The sequence below is a fragment of the Peribacillus simplex genome (assembly GCF_001578185.1).
Lineage (GTDB): Bacteria > Bacillota > Bacilli > Bacillales > DSM-1321 > Peribacillus > Peribacillus simplex_A.
Window position 1 is genome coordinate 3404619 of record NZ_CP011008.1, and the last position, 19798, is coordinate 3424416.

The 19798-nt window shown below is 41.5% G+C and carries 24 protein-coding genes; 7 read left to right on the forward strand and 17 right to left on the reverse strand.

The annotated features are described in order from the left end of the window. Window positions 1-10: 10 nt before the first annotated feature. The 7 genes from UP17_RS15775 to spoIIM form a co-directional block, all read right to left on the reverse strand. Window positions 11-1315 (reverse strand): pyrimidine-nucleoside phosphorylase, encoded by a 1305-nt coding sequence (locus tag UP17_RS15775; protein ID WP_061463938.1) that lies wholly within the window; start codon window positions 1313-1315, stop codon window positions 11-13. A 66-nt stretch (window positions 1316-1381) separates the two neighbouring features. Then, complete coding sequence (locus tag UP17_RS15780) at window positions 1382-2194, reverse strand: purine-nucleoside phosphorylase (RefSeq protein WP_061463939.1); 813 nt, start codon at window positions 2192-2194, stop codon at window positions 1382-1384. Between the two features lie 15 nt (window positions 2195-2209). After that, window positions 2210-3397: a phosphopentomutase gene (gene deoB, locus UP17_RS15785; protein WP_061463940.1), complete on the reverse strand. Its 1188-nt coding sequence runs from the start codon at window positions 3395-3397 to the stop codon at window positions 2210-2212. 297 nt (window positions 3398-3694) lie between these two features. Continuing rightward, a complete protein-coding gene (xerD, locus tag UP17_RS15790; protein ID WP_061463941.1) occupies window positions 3695-4588 on the reverse strand; it encodes a site-specific tyrosine recombinase XerD in 894 nt (297 codons plus the stop codon). Window positions 4589-4593: 5 nt separating this feature from the next. Next, window positions 4594-4824, reverse strand: a complete 231-nt coding sequence (locus UP17_RS15795; protein WP_375166215.1) for a YqzK family protein — start codon at window positions 4822-4824, stop codon at window positions 4594-4596. Window positions 4825-5030: 206 nt separating this feature from the next. Next, entirely contained in the window at window positions 5031-5489 is a 459-nt protein-coding gene (locus tag UP17_RS15800; protein WP_061466137.1) for a ferric iron uptake transcriptional regulator, read from the reverse strand. 119 nt (window positions 5490-5608) lie between these two features. Then, on the reverse strand, window positions 5609-6256 hold the full coding sequence (gene spoIIM / locus UP17_RS15805; protein WP_061463942.1) for a stage II sporulation protein M: 648 nt from the start codon (window positions 6254-6256) through the stop codon (window positions 5609-5611). Window positions 6257-6394: 138 nt separating this feature from the next. On the opposite strand from spoIIM, the gene UP17_RS15810 reads away from it, so the two are divergent. After that, window positions 6395-6958: a GNAT family N-acetyltransferase gene (locus UP17_RS15810; protein ID WP_061463943.1), complete on the forward strand. Its 564-nt coding sequence runs from the start codon at window positions 6395-6397 to the stop codon at window positions 6956-6958. Between the two features lie 49 nt (window positions 6959-7007). On the opposite strand, the gene UP17_RS15815 is transcribed toward UP17_RS15810, so the two are convergent. Next, window positions 7008-8186 (reverse strand): endonuclease Q family protein, encoded by a 1179-nt coding sequence (locus UP17_RS15815; RefSeq protein ID WP_061463944.1) that lies wholly within the window; start codon window positions 8184-8186, stop codon window positions 7008-7010. Further along, window positions 8187-8735 carry an NUDIX hydrolase gene (locus UP17_RS15820; RefSeq protein ID WP_061463945.1) on the reverse strand — a complete coding sequence of 183 codons (549 nt, stop codon included), beginning with the start codon at window positions 8733-8735 and terminating at the stop codon, window positions 8187-8189. A gap of 74 nt (window positions 8736-8809) precedes the next feature. Here UP17_RS15820 and mciZ point away from each other — a divergent pair, with 74 nt between their 5' ends. From mciZ to UP17_RS15830, 3 genes are all read left to right on the forward strand, one after another. Continuing rightward, entirely contained in the window at window positions 8810-8971 is a 162-nt protein-coding gene (mciZ, locus tag UP17_RS26770; RefSeq protein ID WP_081108855.1) for a Z-ring formation inhibitor MciZ, read from the forward strand. A gap of 56 nt (window positions 8972-9027) precedes the next feature. Further along, window positions 9028-9936, forward strand: a complete 909-nt coding sequence (locus UP17_RS15825) for an aldo/keto reductase (protein ID WP_061463946.1) — start codon at window positions 9028-9030, stop codon at window positions 9934-9936. A gap of 243 nt (window positions 9937-10179) precedes the next feature. After that, window positions 10180-10605: an Ohr family peroxiredoxin gene (locus tag UP17_RS15830; RefSeq protein WP_061463947.1), complete on the forward strand. Its 426-nt coding sequence runs from the start codon at window positions 10180-10182 to the stop codon at window positions 10603-10605. Window positions 10606-10647: 42 nt separating this feature from the next. Here UP17_RS15830 and UP17_RS15835 read toward each other — a convergent pair whose 3' ends face one another. Continuing rightward, a complete protein-coding gene (locus tag UP17_RS15835) occupies window positions 10648-11076 on the reverse strand; it encodes a MarR family winged helix-turn-helix transcriptional regulator (RefSeq protein WP_061463948.1) in 429 nt (142 codons plus the stop codon). A 163-nt stretch (window positions 11077-11239) separates the two neighbouring features. Then, window positions 11240-11500: a YqkE family protein gene (locus UP17_RS15840; RefSeq protein WP_061463949.1), complete on the reverse strand. Its 261-nt coding sequence runs from the start codon at window positions 11498-11500 to the stop codon at window positions 11240-11242. Between the two features lie 132 nt (window positions 11501-11632). On the opposite strand from UP17_RS15840, the gene UP17_RS15845 reads away from it, so the two are divergent. Continuing rightward, the gene (locus UP17_RS15845) at window positions 11633-12532 is read left to right on the forward strand and encodes an alpha/beta hydrolase (RefSeq protein WP_061463950.1); all 900 of its coding nucleotides are present in this window, start codon (window positions 11633-11635) and stop codon (window positions 12530-12532) included. Window positions 12533-12572: 40 nt separating this feature from the next. Here UP17_RS15845 and UP17_RS15850 read toward each other — a convergent pair whose 3' ends face one another. The 3 genes from UP17_RS15850 to UP17_RS15860 all read right to left on the reverse strand — a co-directional run bounded on the left by UP17_RS15850 (window position 12573) and on the right by UP17_RS15860 (window position 14719). Next, window positions 12573-12896, reverse strand: a complete 324-nt coding sequence (locus UP17_RS15850) for an iron-sulfur cluster biosynthesis family protein (protein ID WP_061463951.1) — start codon at window positions 12894-12896, stop codon at window positions 12573-12575. Between the two features lie 204 nt (window positions 12897-13100). Then, window positions 13101-13433 carry a YolD-like family protein gene (locus UP17_RS15855; RefSeq protein WP_061463952.1) on the reverse strand — a complete coding sequence of 111 codons (333 nt, stop codon included), beginning with the start codon at window positions 13431-13433 and terminating at the stop codon, window positions 13101-13103. 26 nt (window positions 13434-13459) lie between these two features. Further along, window positions 13460-14719 carry a Y-family DNA polymerase gene (locus UP17_RS15860; protein WP_061463953.1) on the reverse strand — a complete coding sequence of 420 codons (1260 nt, stop codon included), beginning with the start codon at window positions 14717-14719 and terminating at the stop codon, window positions 13460-13462. A gap of 414 nt (window positions 14720-15133) precedes the next feature. Between UP17_RS15860 and UP17_RS15865 the strand changes: the two genes are divergently transcribed. Beyond that, on the forward strand, window positions 15134-15793 hold the full coding sequence (locus UP17_RS15865; RefSeq protein WP_061463954.1) for a C40 family peptidase: 660 nt from the start codon (window positions 15134-15136) through the stop codon (window positions 15791-15793). Window positions 15794-15886: 93 nt separating this feature from the next. Here UP17_RS15865 and UP17_RS15870 read toward each other — a convergent pair whose 3' ends face one another. The 3 genes from UP17_RS15870 to UP17_RS15880 form a co-directional block, all read right to left on the reverse strand. Continuing rightward, a complete protein-coding gene (locus UP17_RS15870; RefSeq protein ID WP_061463955.1) occupies window positions 15887-16336 on the reverse strand; it encodes a hypothetical protein in 450 nt (149 codons plus the stop codon). 235 nt (window positions 16337-16571) lie between these two features. Next, the gene (locus UP17_RS15875) at window positions 16572-17363 is read right to left on the reverse strand and encodes an SDR family NAD(P)-dependent oxidoreductase (protein ID WP_250211683.1); all 792 of its coding nucleotides are present in this window, start codon (window positions 17361-17363) and stop codon (window positions 16572-16574) included. Window positions 17364-17386: 23 nt separating this feature from the next. Next, complete coding sequence (locus UP17_RS15880) at window positions 17387-18355, reverse strand: MBL fold metallo-hydrolase (protein WP_061463957.1); 969 nt, start codon at window positions 18353-18355, stop codon at window positions 17387-17389. A 520-nt stretch (window positions 18356-18875) separates the two neighbouring features. On the opposite strand from UP17_RS15880, the gene proC reads away from it, so the two are divergent. Continuing rightward, window positions 18876-19721, forward strand: a complete 846-nt coding sequence (gene proC / locus UP17_RS15885) for a pyrroline-5-carboxylate reductase (RefSeq protein ID WP_061463958.1) — start codon at window positions 18876-18878, stop codon at window positions 19719-19721. Window positions 19722-19798 lie beyond the last annotated feature (77 nt).

Sequence of the window (19798 nt, forward strand, 5' to 3'; positions counted from 1 at the left end):
TTGAAAAAATTCATTCCATAATCTCTTTATAGATCAAAGTAGGTTTTTCTACTTTCTCTTTTGAAATCGCAATGCTTTCATATAATTTTTCCTTTACCTTTGAAACATCTTCGAAATTACTGTAAATCGTCACAAGGGATTCACCTTTTACAACGGTTTCTCCGATTTTTTTACGGAGTACCAGCCCGACTGCCAAATCTATCTCTGATTCTTTTGTCGCCCGGCCTGCTCCTAAAAGCATAGCTGCCGTTCCTACTTCATCAGCGATGATTTCCGATACATACCCGTCCACTTTCGCCTCCAGCTCGAAAGTATGAGCAGCCTGGGGAAGTTTTTCCGGCTGATCTACAACCGAACCATCGCCTCCTTGCGCTTCTAGGAAGACCTTGAATGAGTTAAGTGCAGAACCATCTTTAATCGCATTTTCAAGCAGGGTTCTTGCTTCTTCCAGCGAGCTTGCCTTTTTGGCAAGGTATACCATATGGCTTCCTAGCGTTAAAGAAAGTTCCGTTAAATCTTCCGGCCCTTCCCCTTTAAGCGTATCGATGGCTTCTTTCACCTCTAAAGCATTTCCGATTGCGTAACCCAGCGGTTGGCTCATATCAGAAATGACAGCCATCGTATTTCGTCCCACATTGTTCCCAATGCTCACCATCGCGTGCGCTAACTCTTCGGAATCTTCGAGAGTTTTCATGAAAGCGCCTGCTCCCGTTTTAACATCGAGTACAATCGCATCTGCACCAGCAGCGATTTTCTTACTCATGATCGAGCCGGCAATCAAGCCGATACTATTAACGGTAGCCGTAACATCACGCAATGCATATAACTTTTTGTCCGCTGGGGTCAGGTTGCCACTTTGCCCAATGACAGCTATCTTATTTTTATTTACAAGTCGAATGAACTCGTCATTTTCTATTTCGACATGAAAGCCTTTTACAGACTCCAACTTATCGATCGTACCGCCTGTATGTCCGAGGCCGCGTCCTGACATCTTTGCCACCGGAACACCTACAGCAGCAACCAATGGTCCAAGTACTAGTGTTGTGGTATCACCCACACCGCCTGTTGAATGTTTATCGACCTTAATTCCTTCAATCATCGATAAATCAATTTGATCGCCCGACTCGACCATTGCCATGGTTAGATCAGCACGTTCCTGCTCATTCATCCCTTTGAAATAAACAGCCATCGACCAAGCACTCATTTGATAATCCGGAATCGATCCATCGGTAAACCCTTTGATAATGAACTGTATTTCTTCAGTAGAAAGAGCCTTTCCATCACGCTTTTTCTCGATTAAATCTACCATTCTCATATTAGAATCCCCACTTTTTAAAGACACCACTTCTAAAAAGGTGTACTTGTATTTTTTTGGATCGTTTTATATGTCTTTAACGATGTGCTTAACAAATTCCAGAAAACTGCTTTTCACTTTTTCCGTTGTTTCAATTACCTCTACATGCGACAAAGGCTGATCCAGAATGCCTGCGGCCATATTGGTAAGGCATGATATTCCTAGCACCTTCATATCGCTATGTCTAGCTACGATAACCTCAGGAACTGTTGACATTCCAACTGCATCCCCGCCAAGGATCCTTGCCATTTTCACTTCGGCAGGTGTCTCATAAGTCGGTCCTGAATTCCCGATATATACACCTTCTTTAATATCCAACCCGAGTGTTGATGCTATTTTTTTAGCTTGTGTCCGAAGGCCTTTATTATAAGCCTCTGACATATCAGGGAATCTAGGGCCGAAACGCTCTTCATTAGGACCAATCAATGGGTTTGCCCCCATTAAATTAATATGATCCGTAATGAGCATCAAGTCACCAGGTGCGTAGCTTTCATTAACGCTTCCCGCAGCATTCGTTACAATTAACTGCTCAACTCCAAGAAGTTTCATTACACGTACTGGAAATGTGACTTTCTCCATGGAGTATCCTTCATAAAAGTGAAAACGCCCCTGCATTGCTACAACTTTTTTGCCACTTAATTGACCAATGACAAGCTGTCCGGCGTGTCCTTCAACAGTCGATACCGGAAATTCCGGTATTTCGTGGTATGGGATCGTTATGGGATTTTCAATTTCATCTGCCAATACTCCAAGTCCAGAACCAAGAATCAGTCCTATCTCCGGGGAGCCTTCAATCTTATTTTTTATAAATGACGCAGCTGTCTCTATTTTATTAAACATCTTTTTAATCTCCCCTTATTTTATATCGCCTAATATATTTTTCCCGAAGGCAGGCATTTTCACATCAAAATTGGCAGCGACCGTCGCCCCGATATCAGCAAATGTATCTCTAATTGGGAGCTCGGCACCTTCTGTAAATTGTTTGGAATAGACCAATAATGGCACATATTCACGTGTGTGATCGGTTCCTTCATGTACCGGATCATTCCCGTGATCGGCAGTGATGATCAATAAATCATCCTCTTTCAATTTTTCAAGGACTTCCGGCATCCGAGCATCGAATTCTTCCAATGCCTTTCCGTATCCCTCTGGATCGCGGCGGTGGCCGTATAAAGCATCGAAGTCGACTAGGTTCAGGAAACTTAACCCTTTGAAGTCCTGTTCTATCGTTTGGATTAATTTATCCATTCCATCCATATTAGATACGGTCCTTAATGATTCAGTGACGCCTTCACCATCAAAGATATCCGAGATTTTCCCGATTGCGAGAACATCATATCCAGAATCCTTCAATTCGTCCATTACTGTCCGGTTAAAAGGCTTCAATGCATAATCATGACGGTTAGGCGTTCTTTTGAAGCTGCCTGGTTCACCCGTGAAAGGTCTGGCAATCACTCGCCCAACCTTGAACTCATCAGCCATTGTCACCTCACGAGCAATTTCACAAATCTTGTATAATTCGTCTATCGGAACGATATCTTCATGTGCAGCAATCTGTAAAACGGAATCAGCTGATGTATATACGATCAACGCACCCGTTTTCATATGTTCCTCACCAAGTCTTTCAATGATTTCCGTTCCGCTTGCCGGGACGTTCCCAATTATTCCACGTCCCATTTTCGTCTCAAGTTCATTGACTAATAATTCCGGAAAACCATCGGGAAATACACGGAATGGGGTGGATATATTCAACCCCATTATTTCCCAATGTCCAGTCATCGTATCTTTTCCTGTAGATGCTTCTTTCATTTTCGTATAGTATGCGAGAGGTTGCTGAGCTTTTTCAATTCCCTTGATTTCACGGATATTTCCTAAACCCAATTTTGCGAGAGTCGGCATTTTCAATCCATTCATTTTTTCAGCGATATGGCCGAGTGTATCCGCCCCTTTATCACCGAATAAATCGGCATCAGGTGCTTCGCCAATTCCAACTGAATCCATAACCACAACAAATATACGTTTAAACGCTGAATTTCCTTTCATGAGTCATTCCTCCTAAAATAGTAAATCACCTTTTATACTCCCTATAATACCCTTATTCTGCTCAGATACTCTTCAATTAAATGAAATCACGAGAACGTCAGAAGTCTGACCTCTCTACATTGTAAACGATTACCCTTGATTGAGACAAATAATATATTTCGAAATGAAACAAAGTGCCATCAGATGGAGCGAGAATCGTCTGCATCCATTTTGCAGCCCGGTCCATAAAAAAAAAGGCTGCTCCCTTTAACTGTCTCACAGTTAAATTCACAACCTTTCTATCATTCTACTATTTCTTTAAGCTCGCGGATGGAATTTTGAATAGACATCCTTGATCCGTACGTTCGTAATATGTGTATAAATTTGAGTTGTCGAAATATCCGCATGACCCAGCATTTCTTGGACGGCACGTAAATCAGCCCCATTCATCAATAGATGTGTCGCGAAAGAATGACGCAGTGTATGTGGTGTAATTTCTTTTTCTATTTGTGCCGATTTTACAAGTTTTTTTAGAATTTTCCAAAATCCCTGTCTTGTCAGCCTGTTGCCATGATGATTCAAAAAAAGTGAATCCGTCCTGTGCTTGGGGCTGGCCAATCTCCCTCGAGCCCCTTCCATATAATGTTCAATGGCACTCAATGCCGTTTGCCCAATCGGAATGATCCTCTCTTTTTTTCCTTTCCCTACGCAACGGACAAAACCCATCGATCCATGGACATCCCCCACATCCATGGATATCAATTCACTGACACGCATACCTGTCGCATACATCAGTTCCAGCATCGCCTTATCGCGTAATCCGAATTCATCCAATATCTTCGGGGCTTCCAATAATGCTTCAACCTCTTCCATGCTTAATACTTTTGGAAGGCTTCGTTCCGGCTTTGGCGTTTCTATATGTATGGACGGATCCTGATCGGTTACCTTTTCCCTTAGAAGAAATTGATGAAAAGATCGAATGGAGGCAATATGGCGCGCTAGCGTCTTCGATGATTTCCCTTGATCCTTCAAATGGACGAGAAAATGCAAGATGTTCACCCGCCGTGAATCATTCCAGTCGTTAATGGTTTCAACATCTTTCAGATAGCTCCAATATGACCTTAAGTCGCGCTCATAGGAAACGAGCGTATTCTTGGCAAGTCCTTTTTCAATGGTTAAAAAATGAATGAAATCCCTAATTTGATTCTCCATATTCATTACTCCCCGTTTAAATAAAACAACATTAAGCGTTCAAGCCATGCATCATCACCCGTATCAACTGCCTTTGATACTTTTACAGCCATACCTTTGGGCTCATCATAACGATGATAACTTTGATATTCCTGATTCAACCATACCATTCCTATATAAAAAAGAACAGTGAAGCTAACAAAGAGAATCATCACTTTAGCCGTATGCAAAACAAGCGATAAGGATGTTTTCATCATCTTTCCCCTCCCATTCGATCCTTTGTATCAATCTATGCCCAACAGGACAAGTTTTATACATGTTTCGGCAAGGAGAAAGCAAAAACAGCCTTAACGTGAAAAAAATCATTCTTCATCCTGATATTTTTCTTGAGATGCCTCGCAATAGGTTTTTAGCCTTTTAAAAATGCAAAAAACCTTCTCCATCAAATGGAAAAGGTCCGACTTCATTCACCTTTATTTTCTTCTTTGCCATGACATCGATGGCAAATGCCATGAAAGGTTAATCTATGGTCTTTTATCTTGAAGTTCCAGTCGCGTTCCACAATGTCTTCTACGTCTTCAAGCAGGTCTTCTTGGATCTCATCTACCGCGCCACATTCCACACAAACAAGATGATGGTGGAAATGCGCAGCTCCTTCTTGTCTTAAATCATAACGGGAAACCCCGTCTCCAAAGTTAATTTTATCTACTATCTTCAATTCAGTCAGCAACTCTAGCGTACGGTAAACTGTTGCCAATCCAATTTCCGGCGACTTTTCTTTAACAAGGAGGTAAACGTCTTCTGCGCTTAAATGATCCTCTTCATGCTCAAGTAAAACGCGGACGGTCGCTTCTCGCTGAGGCGTTAATTTGTAGCTGGACGAGTGCAACTGCTTTTTTATCCTATCAATTCTATTTTCTATTTCCATACCTAATATTCCCTCCCGCGCCGCTATCTTATCCATTATATCAAAAGAGGGAAAACTGTCAAAATAGATTTCTTGTTAATGATAAAAAAAATTACGGGAAGGGCAATTTTCCATCAATTTCCCAATAAGCTTACGACATTTTTCATTAAAGAAGGGGATAGGTACGCTTCAAATGCAGCAGCTGTTATCAAAAATAACCCCGACAAAACCAACGAGAAAATATACCGTGATATTATCGGCTTAAGCGGCTCACGGACCTGCTTAAGGAAAATCCGGCTGATCATTTTCATTGATAGTGAGACGGCAAGGACGGTTATCACGATGAATATCGGGACTATGAATATATTTTGGGGCAGAATGGCGACGAACGATAATAAGAACCCACTCCATCCCATTTGATTGACTAAAAAGCCGACTGTGAATCCAACAACCATTCCTTTTATAAATAACAAAACCAAGATGACCGGCAAACCTATGACCGATATTCCGAGAATCCAGATGACGCCGATATATTTTATATTATGCATAATACTTTGGCTGAACATATCATGCGAAGAAGCAAATTCACCTTTGGAAACTTGTCCGAAAAATTGCGATAAATAATAGAACAAGTCCTCCTTTTGGGTAAAGCTCAAACTATTCACCAGTACTGCCCCAAAAATGACACCCATCAAAAAAAGCACGGTGATAAAGACATATAATGAGGAATGTTCGTTAATATGTTTCATTACGGCATTTTGTACGACAGATTTTTTTTTCATCTTTCATCCTCCCAACTCCGCTTACTAGAATCTATGTTTTCACTCTCTCATTTATGCTAAGAAAACTTTCCCATCAGCAGAACACCTTTAACTGTATTCGTGTTATAATTTTCCATATTAATTATATGGAGGCAGGATATGAAAGCTATATTAATGGATTTCCCAGAGAAGATTGAAACCCCCCGATTATATCTAAGGCCTTGTCAGCCTGGTGATGGCCTTGACGTTTACGAAGCCATTGTCCATTCTAAATATGAATTGAAACAGTGGTTGCCCTTTGCCCATCAGGATGCCTCTTCGGAAACTTTAGAACGGAATGTTCTGAAGGCTTTTGCGGACTTTATTTTAAAAGAGGATATTAGACTTCATATTTATAGAAAAGAAGACGACCAATTCATCGGCTCCACTGGTCTGCATCGAATTAACTGGGATATCCCTAAATTTGAAATTGGCTATTGGATTGATACGAGGTACAGTAAACAAGGGTACATAACGGAAGCGATAGAGAAGTTAACCAAATTCGCTTTTTACCATTATGGTGCTAAGCGGGTCGAAATCCGCTGTGACCCTAAGAATATTGCCAGCAGACGGATTCCCGAGAAGCTGGGGTATACCTTTGAAGGAACTTTGCGGTATGACTGTCTAAGTGCAGATGGCAAGGAATTGCGGGATACCTCAATTTATGCAAAAACAACATACTAAAAAAAGTCCTGACAGTTAACCATCTCATCTGTCAGGACTTTTTTTCAGGTTAGCTTTCCTTTTTGACCTTTCCATACTTGCCTCCGCCCCCCACTTCAAAAGAAAGCGTCCCTTTCCTTGCAGAATCGATGTAGCCCGCCAATTTTTCAGGAACGATTTCCATGAGCTGTTTAAGCGTAACTTCATGAAGGATATTCATCTCGGTTCCAAATGCCACCAGCAGTTTTTCCATGGATTTAGGTCCAAGGCCTGGGATGAAATCAAGTGGTACTTGGTGGATATATGGCGGTCTTTCCCTCCCATATCTTCCGTTCATTTTGGAAATGGAGAGTTCTTTGATCCGGGATGACACCCCTTTTATAATGGACTTATTACCACACTCAGGACATTTTTCACTATCCCCCAATACCTGGTGTAAACACCCTGAACATACGGTTTGATGATACTTTCCCAATAAGGGGTTCAAACCATAATTGACGGTTACTTTTCGATTTTCTTTTTCTTGAAGGGCTTTTGCCAACTCATTGAAACTTGGTTCTTCAAGCTGGATTTTTTGATATTCACGAGCGATTTTCCCAAGCGAATGCGCATCAGAATTTGTCACGAATACATAGGATTCCAACTCTTCGATATCCTTGACCATTTCTGTATCTGAACTTAAACCAAGTTCGATGGCATCAATTAGCTCCGAGTCTAATACTTCAGTCAGACTGGATCGCACCCCTTTCCCGTATAAGCTTTTAAATGGGGTGAAAACATGTGCCGGGATAAACAGGCCGCCCAATGACTTCACCATCTTTTGTAACGTTCTTCCATCACAATAAATCCTTTGCGAGCTTAATGTGATATTTTTAACATGGCCGCTCATCCATGATGAGAATTCCTTCATCGCTTTTAAAGTGGGAAAATAGGCGAGGACATGGATTGGTCCATTACAATTCTGATCATAGATTTCTATCTCCGAACCTGGAATGATGGTTGTATTCTTGTATTGAAGACCGCCTTCAATCTTTTCCGTGATTTCGCCATCCTGAATTCCCGCTTCGATCTCTTCGATAATTTCAGGAGAATGGCAATCGATTATCCCGATTAGATCAAGGCCCTTCCTTTCACTTGCCACTTGCAGCACATTGCTGAAGGTTAACGTTTTAGCACCTGTTATTTTCACGGCCCTTCCGCTTCTCGTTCTGCCAATATGGATATGGAGGTCAGCGTAAAACTCTTTCATTTATGATGTCGCCTTTTTCAACATCAGATACTGAACGGCATATGCCGTTTTGGCATCCTGGATCTTTCCTTCAGCCATATAAGTTTGGGCTTCCTCCAACGTGAGTTCCATCATCTCGACAAATTCATCTTCATCCAGTGGGGCCGCATTTTCTTTCTTTTTCAAATTGTGGGCCACATACAGGTGAACCAATTCATCGGCGAAACCTGGGGATGTATAGAAGGATATGATGTGCTCCATTTTTTCGCATTCATAACCTGTCTCCTCTTCAAGCTCCCGTTTTGCCGATAGGACCGGTTCTTCGCCTTTTTCCAGCTTTCCTGCAGGGATTTCCACCAAACTTCTCTCCAGCGCTTTACGGTACTGTTCAACCATGATGATTTTATTTTCTGCCGTAAGAGCTATGATGGCAACTGCTCCCGGATGTTTCACTATTTCACGTTTACCCGTTTTCCCATCAGGAAGCTCTACATCATCCACTTGCAGGCTGATTACCTTTCCTGTGAAGATTTTTTCCGAAGACAGCGTTTTTTCTTCAAATTTTTTCATCCTGACCACTCCTTGTTCTAATTTCAGCATGATTCTTCATACATTTTACCATAATAGAGAGGGAGGGCGATTTAATGAAGGTTTACGTATTGGAAAAAAGCGTTACTTTATCCGGAAAGAGTTGGGAAATCATTCAAAAACTAAAACAATTGCAAAATCAATATGTCTATATCAATGATTGGATTGCCGACATACACCATCAGGTGCCACCCACTCCTTTACAACGGATCAAGTGAATTCTTTGAGTGGAATGGATTTCTCCTTTACAATGAATGTAAAGGGAGTGGATAACATGAAAAAACGCAAACTAGGGAATTCAGAAATGCTAGTATCTGAAATCGGGCTCGGATGCATGTCATTGGGGACTGTTGAAAATCAGGCATCCGAAATCATACATGCCGCTTTAGATGAAGGAATCAATTATTTTGATACTGCTGACTTATATGATTTCGGTATGAATGAAGAAATCGTCGGAAAGAATTTAAAATCGGTCCGCGATAAGGTATACATAGCCACCAAGGTTGGGAACCGTTGGAATGAAAATAAGGATGCCTGGAGCTGGGATCCATCTGGCGCTTATATTAAAACGGCAGTAAAAGATAGCTTAAAACGATTGGGCACTGATTATATCGACCTTTATCAGTTACATGGAGGCACCACTTCAGACAATATCGAAGAAACGGCAGAAGCATTTGAAGAGCTAAAAAAAGAAGGATATATCCGATATTATGGAATCTCCTCAATTCGTCCGAATGTAATCAAGGAATTCACTGAAAAGTCTGAGCTTGATTCCGTTATGATGCAGTATAATCTACTCGATCGCCGCCCAGAAGAGTGGATATCCCTTTTGGCCAACTATCAGATAAGCATCATCGCCCGCGGGCCGCTTGCTAAAGGGCTGCTTAGTGAGAAAATGCTTAAAAAGGCAAACGAGGATGGATACCTTGACTATAGCTATCACGAACTTAAAGATTTGCTTCCGCAAATAAAGGACAAACTTTCTGATAGGAAGCTTAATGAAACGGCGCTTCAATATGTTTTGTCCCATCAAAGCGTCGCTACCGTTGTACCAGGCGCAAGCTCGGTACAGCAACTCCGGGAAAACTGCCAGGCCGCTAACAGCTCCTCACTTTCCAAAATCGAGCTTGATATCCTGAAGCAGTTGACCAAAGCGAACAAATATGAAAGTCACCGGGAATAAAAAATGATGAACTGAACTGATTGTATCAAAGGACGTTTTGTAGGCTGCCTTACCTCGTTTAATCAACGGGAGGGGCAGCCTATTTCCGTTCCATCGTTTTATCGTTTACTTGGCCATACTGCTTCTGTACCGTTTTTAAGTTTCCCATCATTATTGTTTTTCAACTTTTTTCATTGCCATTCTATAAATGATGTTGTACAATTCAATTGTGCACAATCAAAGGATTAAATAGGGGGAAAAATGATGACAAAAACATTATTTACAACGTCTGTAACAGTTGATGGCGGAAGAGAAGGAACGGCAATTTCTGCTGACGGCAACTTCACGGTTGATATTGCGATGCCTGGAACACCTAGGGCTAAACAGATGCCTGAAGCATCTAATCCGGAACAGCTTTTTGCAGCTGGATATGCTGCATGTTTTGATAGTGCTTTACAATCAGTTGGTAAAATTGAACACATTTCTTTCGATTCCAAAGTCACTGCAAGCGTCAGTCTTTTGATGGGTGAGATGCATCAGTACAGCTTGGCTGTAACTTTGGCTGTGAAGGGATCCGGGATTGATAAAGAGACATTTGAAACCCTTGTTCATAAAGCACATCAAATGTGTCCTTATTCAAAAGCAATCAATGGCAATGTGGACGTCGCCTTTGAAATAGATGTAGATTAAAATCCGACAAAAAGACGCTTGGGGTTCCCAAGCGTCTTTTTGCTACAATTCCTGTAATGTTTTCAATAGTTGGAGCAGCGAAGCTTTCAAATCTTCAACCACCCTCTTATCCTCACCCGATATAGCCGAAATGCGATCGGGAATGAAACAGGCCTCTTCCTGTAAACCAAGTCCCTTTTCCGTCAACTTAATCATGACAGACCGTTCATCTTCAATGGAACGTTCACGGACAATCAAGCCATTCTGCTCCATTCGTTTCAGCATGGGGGTAAGCGTTCCTGAGTCGAGGGCAAGCAGCTCCCCTAGCTTTTTTACTGTAAGTGTATCCTGTTCCCATAGTAGAAGAAGAACGAGATATTGAGGATATGTCACTTCGAGTTTATCAAGCAGAGGTTTATATTTCTTCGTCATTTCCCTTGAACTTGCATAAAGAAGGAAACATAATTGATTTTCCAACATTTTGCTTTTCATCACATCACCAGCTAGTAGTAGTCCATCCGATATGAATGCATATCGAACTTACCTTAAATATAATCGTTATGCTTTATAAAATAAAGGAATATCAGTAAGGGGTGTTCCCATTCCTTTTAGAATGGTTCTTCCTGTGGATGGGCTACACTGCCCCTTTTTTTCTTTATTTATAGTTCTTCCAGTTCATATCGCTTTCACCCAATAGCTCCTCGAATGATTTGTTCTTCTCCCGCTGCTTTCTTTCTTCGCGTTTTCTTTCTTCCTCCGCTGCCCTTTTCTCCTGTTCAGCCTCATTCAGTTCCTTTTGCTTTTGACGAAGCTGGGACATGATATCTTGATTGATCATATCACCAAGTTTCAATGATGATGAATCTTTATCTTGGTTTTTGCTTTGATTTTGATTTCGCGGCTGTTTCTTTTTCATCCTTAAAACCTCCTGGCCATTTATTTGAAATTATTATATCACGACTGCCGTTTTCCTCGTTATGGTTTTCAAACAGTGTTTTCCCATTTCCCTCATGGTAAAATAAAGAAAATCAACCGAGGAGGACCCTTCATGAAAAAATGGTGGTTTGCAATAGCTGGAATCCTAACCTATATCATCGGCGTCGGCATTTATTTTTCCAATCGGATCATGTACATGAAAAAGAAGGAAACCGATTATATCCAGAATCGTGAAATCATGGCTAAACGCCTGATCAGGGAGGATTTTGATAATCTGCCTAAAACGGAAATTTGGGTACCTTCACCATCCGGATATTCCTTGAAATGCTTGTTCATCGAACCGCATGACACCAATAAATGGGTGGTCATTTCTCATGGTGTGACGGAAAACAAAGTCAATTCGATTAAGTACATGAATATTTTTCTTAAGCGCGGCTTCAACGCCATCATTTATGACCACCGGCGGCACGGGGATTCTGGTGGCAAGACGAGCAGTTATGGACATTATGAAAAATTCGACCTGAAGGCCGTAATCGATGAATTGAAAAGACGTAAAGGTTCCGATCTTCATATTGGCATTCATGGAGAATCCATGGGGGCCGTAACCCTGCTTTTATATGCCGGAATGCTTGAAGATGGTGCTGATTTTTACATTGCCGACTGTCCATTTTCAAATTTCGAGGATCAGATCAAACACCAGCTTAAGCTTGAAATCCCATTTCCCTCTTGGACCGTGTTTCCGCTTGGGCGTACGTTCATCAAACTCCGTGATGGATATTGGACAAATGAAGTGTCCCCCATCGATTATATGAAAAACATCCGAAACCCTGTGCTCTTCATCCATAGTGAAAACGACAGCTTCATTCCCGCTTCCATGACAGCGGAATTATATGCAGCAAAAGAGGGCCCAAAGCAGCTGTACATCGCTAAAAAAGGGGCCCACGCTCAATCTTATAATGAAAATCCAAAAGAATATGAAGATCAAATCGATCAGTTTCTCAAACTTGTCTGAACAGAAAAAGAGAGGGTATCCACGATTCCCTCTTTTCTAGTTAGATTTTATTAAAATAGCTCATCCTCGGATTTAAGATTTGATTCGGACTTTTTAATTGAAAGCTGTTCGCTTCCGGAACAAAGTCTATTTTCATGACTTCATCCAGAAAAATCATTTTTGATTTCTCAACATATAGGGGAATTCCGTTCGTTTCCGCTTTTTCGGTACCTTCTTCAGGTTCGTTGACCAGCCATAGCGCGGTCACACCACTTACCACACAGCCACAGCCATCAGTATCATATTTCAACTGTAAATATCCTTCTTTTCCCTGAACCTTATTGGCTATTTTCTCAGCGGCTCTTTCCGTCCATTCAATATACATGATCCATGCCTCCCGATATCTTTGCATTCCCCTATTATAAACGATAAAAATGTTTCTGTTAATGATACTGCCTTCCTTCTGCAAGATCGCCCAGATTATCTTTTGCCCCGATGATCCCCTTTCACCAAGAGGAAAATACATTAAAAAGAACCGATATCGTTTCGAATATGAAAGGCTGTCCCTCGAGAACAGCCCTTCCGCTCATCATTCCATTATCCTTACATCCGCTATATCGGAAAGCTTGATATAGTGAGTCTGCTGAAAGCGATCGACGATATGAAGTTTTTGGGTGAGCTCATTATAATAATGGATCCTGCCGATTAACAGCTGATACCGGTTTCCTTCATAATGAGCGATCGTGACATCCTTTCTTTCCTCCATCGCTTCCCCCATTACCACATTCATTTCTTCCAGTTGCTGCTCATCAAGGATGCGCTTCGTTTCATGGCCATCCTCCACCACCCAATCCCGGAGCATCTTCACATGCTCCGGCAACATCATCGATGTCCATTTGATACGGCCGCGATCACGAATCATTCTTTTCCCTCCCTTCAAGGTCGACCTTACGCCTTATGCCCACCAAGCAGCCTGCTTCGGTAAACGGCTGTACCCGCTTCCGTATACGAAACTGCACGCAATAACGATTTGGGTCCATATTTATGGCGGATTCGATCAACCGTGTAACTCAATTCCCGCTTTTTCCAGCGCGAAGCATCAAATAAAGTCAGCTGCATTTCGTTATCATCCACAATATTCGAGAGTGTGACCGCTATGCTCCGAACCGTTTTTTGCTTATAGTTTTCATGAAAAAGCTCCAGGCAAACTTTATATAACTCCATCGTAATGTTAGTCGGTTCACTAATCGAACGCGAACGATGGAAACCTCCGCCAAACTCATCCTTGCTGTAACCAATGCTTAAGCTGACCGTCCTTCCTGCCTTGCGGTGGGTACGTGCCCTTCTTCCAACCTCTTCGCAAATTTCCAGCATGACCTGCTTGACCTCATGCTCCTCCTTATAATCCCTTAGCAGGATTTGACTTTTGCCAAAGCTGACTTGCCCTTCGATGATTGTTGCCCCCATATCCGATAAATCGATTCCCCACGCATGGTGGTAAAGCTGATTGCCCATAATTCCGAACTTCGCTTCAAGTAATTCAAGATCATAATTGGCAAGCTGCCCGACCGTGAATATGCCCATTCCATGAAGGGTTTTTTCTACGCGCCTGCCGATTCCCCACATTTCACGAAGCGGGGCAATCGGCCAAAGTTTGTTCGGCACATCCTCATACTTCCATTCCGCAATCCCTTTATGCTTGGCTTCCAAATCAAGGCAAAGTTTTGCCATAAGCATGTTCGGACCAATTCCAATGGCACAGGGGAGCTGTAATTCCCGTTCGATTTCATCTTTTATCTTTTCAGCTATCATCTGGGCATCTCCCCATAAAGAAGCGGCACCATCGACTTTCACAAAACTTTCGTCCACACTATACACGTGAATCGCTTCTTTGGGCACATAACGGTTGAACAAGCGGGTGATTTCCGTCGAGACCCTTAAATAGGTCGCCATTTTGGGTTCAACGACGACAATCCTTGGATCATTCGGAATCTCAAACCTCCGCGAACCTGTCTTGATGCCAAATTCCTTCTTCATCTTTGGGGAAGCCGCAAGCACAACGCTCCCCGTCCTCTTCAAATCACCAACCACCGCCAGATAACAATCGAGTGGGTCCAGACCAAGCATGACCGCTGAACAGCTTGCATAAAAACTTTTCATATCGATACACATAATTGATTGTTTCGGCATTGTCCCATAATCCATCATTTCTTCACCCTAACAAGAATATACGTTCGCTTTTATTATATTCATAACTTTAACCGAATATACGTTCTTGTTCAATGGAAGTTTTCATACAATTTTCTACTTTTTAATGCAATTTCCTTTAAAAATATAATGAACCCTAAAAACGGATTAAATACCAATTTTAAACTTATTATCCATATAGTTTTTTTAAAAACAGATCAATTAGAAGCTTGAATAATCTAGAATGAGTCAAAAGGCTTAATTTTCTAAATTCCCCTCACTGCTTTCAACAGTCTTTCGTCCATTTAATTTCAGTCTTATTACTCATTTTTTGTAATGAAACTGTAACCAAAATTATGTCTAATTGTCATAATGGTATTGTAGGATAATATTGTTAAGAATAAAAGAGAGATAGATAGAGAGGAAATGAACATTATGAAGAAATGGATCGCTTCAGCTGCTGTTGCATCTGCCATGATGCTAACCCCACTGCAAGCCTTTGCAAATATTGGAGATCAAACCCTCAGACCCGGAATGACACATAGCGATGTCAAACAACTACAACAACTTTTAAAAACCAAAGGTTATTTCACATATTCAGGTTCACTGACTACATATTACGGCACGTATTCCACATCTGCAGTAAAAAAATTCCAAAAAGCTAAAGGATTAACTGCCGACGGAATTGCTGGCCGAGGCACATTTAATGCGCTTGGTGTTTATAATGTCAATAATACAAGCCTAATCAGCTATGCAAAAACCTTAATCGGCAAACCCTACAAATGGGGCGGGACAACACCAACTGGATTCGACTGTTCAGGCTACATTTATTATGTATTCCAGAAATCACAAGGAATTACCTTACCACGTACAACATCATTGCTCTATTCAAATACAGGGTTAAAAGTATCTTCACCATCTAAAGGTGATCTTGTATTCTTTGATACTTCTTCTGGAAGAACAGGAGTATCACATGTTGGGATCTATATCGGAAATGGTCAATTCATTAGTGCTACATCTTCAAAAGGAATAGCCATCGCGGATATGGATAATTCTTATTGGAAACCAAAATATTTAGGTGCGAAAACTTTATAAAATCCATGACGTGAGCTCATTCTTGTGAGCGGATTCCCATAAAATAACCGGACAGAATTCATAAATGATTCAGTCCGGTTTTATTCATTTCTTTTATTTTATATATAGTATTTCATCCGTTAAATCCTCAACCGTCACCATGAATGAAGAATCTAAGTTGGAACGATTCATCATTTCGATATTATATACATGTTCTGAGGGCAAATGGCTGACCTCGAGAATCATGAATCGCTGACTTTCCGCTTTGCTGACATGATCGAGGGCAGCAGTGACCGCCCTTTGTTCGGCTAAGCTTTTTGCATCCGTCAAAACAAGAATCAATTCCGCTTCCGCTTTCCCAGGAAATGTTTTCTTGACCCCGCCCCGGTGCCATGGTTTCACTTTCATCCCGATTTCCAGGTCAGCATAATCGAGATCACTCCCATGTTGATCTTGAATATATGTATCATTGGTCACCTTGTAGTACGTCCCTTTAACCAAAATCCTTTTATCGTCAAGATCCGTAATGAAACCTGTTTCCCCCTTATCAATGGCCTCATGCATATTCCTATCAGAAAATTGACAGCTAGCCAGAATAAAGGCAACAATTATATATATATATAAAGGTTTACGATCATCTTCATGAAAATCCCTCCTAAAAAATAGACGGTTTCCCCAATGAAACGGTTACCAATTTATTCAATTTTTTTCAAACAAAGGGGGAATGTCATTGGACATTCCCCTTTTGTTTTATCTATTGCTGACCTTATTCGCCTTGTAGCGCTATAGAAAGTCTGGCCTACTTTTTGAAGAATGCTTTTTTCCCTAAAGATTCGGTAATCTTTGGAAACATGTTATACCATTTCCCAGCTAAATTCATCCAGCCAGGGAGATTGATTTCCCTCTTATTGGTCAGCATCGCTGCTACGATTTTGGTCGCGACATCTTCAGGGTTAAGCATGAATTTTTCAACATTCTTTAAATATGTCCCTGATTCATCCGCAATGTTAAAGAAATTCGTTTCTATGGGCCCAGGATTGACGGTGGTCACAAAAACATGATCTTCCATTAGCTCGAGCCGAAGTGCGTTTGAATAGCCAAGAACTGCGAACTTGGTCGAAGAATACAATGTTGATTTAGGAGTGGCAATTTTACCGGCCTGTGAAGCGATATTGATGATATGCCCCGATTTTCTCCGCTTCATATAAGGAAGAACCAGCTTTGTGCAGGCCATTAATCCAATGACGTTAACAGCAAACATTGCTTTCGTTTCATTTAATTCCGTATCCTGCGCTTCTTTAAACGTGCCGAAACCGGCATTATTGACCAATACATCCACTTCACCTATTTGTTCATGGATGTCATTGAATACCCTTGTCACCTGATCAGTATCTGCAACGTCAAGCTTATAGGCATATGCGTCAATCCCATATTGGTTGATTAGTTCATTCTTTAGCTGTTGTAATTTATCCAGGCTTCTGGCCAAGAGGACGAGACGGCCTCCCTGCTTTGCACTTTGGATTGCAACTTCCTTGCCAATCCCTCCGGAAGCACCGGTAATAACAATAACTTTCCCTTGTAACTTATTCAAAAAAGTGAGCCTCCTTGAGAACATTAAGCGATTGAATACAGAATGACCCCTGATTGGATTTCTGTTTCGACTTCACCCAAATCTTCTAAATAATCCAGCTGACCAACCGTTTCCGAAAGTGTCAGGCCCACTTCCTGAAGGTAAACTTTCGGAAAAAGCTGCTGACATACTTCAAAGACCGATAAAGGTTTATCTTGAAGCATGCTTTTCACCTGCATGGCCCGGTTATGCTGCCGCTCGAATCTATATTGAATCAAGTCAGCAACCGCATCTCCTTCCACTTCAGTTCCATGTCCGGAGTATACAGTGGATATGGAAAAATCCAATAATTTCTGAAGTGATGCATTATATTGCAGTAACGGACGAGGCCTCTTACCGCCCAGAAGTAAAGGCGGTTCCATTAAAGGATTAGGTGAAATCTTAGCAAGCAAGTGATCACCCGCGATCATGACACCGTCACTTTCCCTGTAAAAGGATAAATGGCTTTGCGCATGCCCTGGAGTCTCGATCGCTTTCCAGCCTGGAAGACCAGGAAGCTCATCCCCCTCAGCCAAATATCCATGCAGCTTCCGTTGACTAAGGAAGCTGATTTCGTCGCGGTTATGGATCAGTTTATTTTTCAGCTCTTCTGCCACTCCAAACTTCGTGGCATAATCAAGAAAAAAACGATTATGGGTTTCAAGGAACTCATCACTGATAGTCAGCCAGCGCTGATTGTTTTTATGTCCATAAACAGGGATATCCTTTTCAAAGAAATCGAGTGCACCTGCATGATCAGGATGATGATGGGTTAAAATGATTTGTTCGATATCAGTCAGTTCCAGACCCAAATCACCAAGTCCATTAGTCAAGGCTTCCTTTGATCGTTTTGTTTTAACTCCAGTATCAATTAGCGTTAAAGCATCCCCTTTAACAACATAAACATTTACATCGCCCACTGCAAATGGCGTGGGCAATGCAAGTTTTGCGATATCTCCATTCCAATTCGCCATAATCTTTTCCACCTTAGAAATTATATTTATATAAATCTTTTTATACGTTAGACAGGATTTTTAGTACACTTATCAATAAAATGTAGGTATAATTACCATTTTACATGTATTTTTAATCACTGTCATTATTTTCACATAATTCATGTCTATTTTTTGTCGTCCATGCATATATTATCATTGACAGAGTACTGATATATCCTTCATAATCACAAGTAATTAAAGACGGATGGCTTTGATTAAGGCCAAGTAAATTTATTGATGGCGTAAAGAGAGTGAAGCTCGGAATGTGCTGAAAGGCTTCATCGCCCCCTCATTATTGAACCTACCTTATGAGCCTTCAGGAAAACCTGACGTAATTCCCGCGTTAGAGGAATCAAGTGCAGCTTTTCTGTTTATTTGTTATGGAAAAGTTGAACAAAGGTGGTACCACGGAAGCTAGACCTTTCGTCCTTTATTGGATGAGGGGTCTTTTTGTTTTTAAAAAAAGACCGAAAATTTAAAAGAAAAAGGAGCGAGAAATATGAAAAAAATCGCATTTATCGGGGCTGGATCAATGGCAGAAGCCATCATTTCGGGGCTGGTGACTCAACAGGTAATTGATCCAGCAAATATTTTTGTAACAAATAAATCCAATGATGACCGGTTAAATTATTTAAAGAAAGAATACGGTGTAACTGCCACAAGATCGCTGCAGCAATTAGTACAGAATGCAAACCTTGTCGTACTGGCGGTGAAACCGAAAGATATTTTAGAAACGATGCAATCAATAAAAGAATACATTCGCGAAGAAATGCTGTTCATTTCCGTGGTGGCCGGGGTTCATACAACAAGTTTGGAAGGAGTCGCCAACAAACAGTTCTCAATCGTCCGAGCCATGCCTAATACATCGGCAGCTGTAGGAAAATCAGCAACTGCCCTTGCGGCTAATGGTCACACGAAAGAAGCGCAATTACAAACGGCGATTACCCTTTTTGAAACGGTAGGAACCGTAGCTGTCGTTGGCGAAGCCCAGCTAGATGCGGTAACAGGCTTATCAGGAAGCGGGCCGGCTTATATATATTACTTGGTCGAAGCATTGGAAAAATCAGCAGAAAAAATAGGTCTCGATTCCGAAACCGCGAAGCAATTGATTCTCCAGACACTGATGGGTGCGGCCGATATGTTACAGAAATCACCTAAAACGCCTGCCGTGCTAAGAAAGGAAGTAACTTCACCAGGCGGAACGACTGAAGCAGGTCTGAAAGCACTTCAAGCACATCAAGTGCAAGAAGCATTCATTGCCTGTGTACAAGAGGCGACTGAGCAATCGAGGCGAATGGGCAATCAAATAAGTAAAGAACTTGCCAAGCATGTAGTTTCACAGTAAAAGGCACATGATGATTACCAGCTGTTGCCTTGCCACTCCCGTATAGGCATTGGCAAGGCAACAGCCCTTTTTTATGA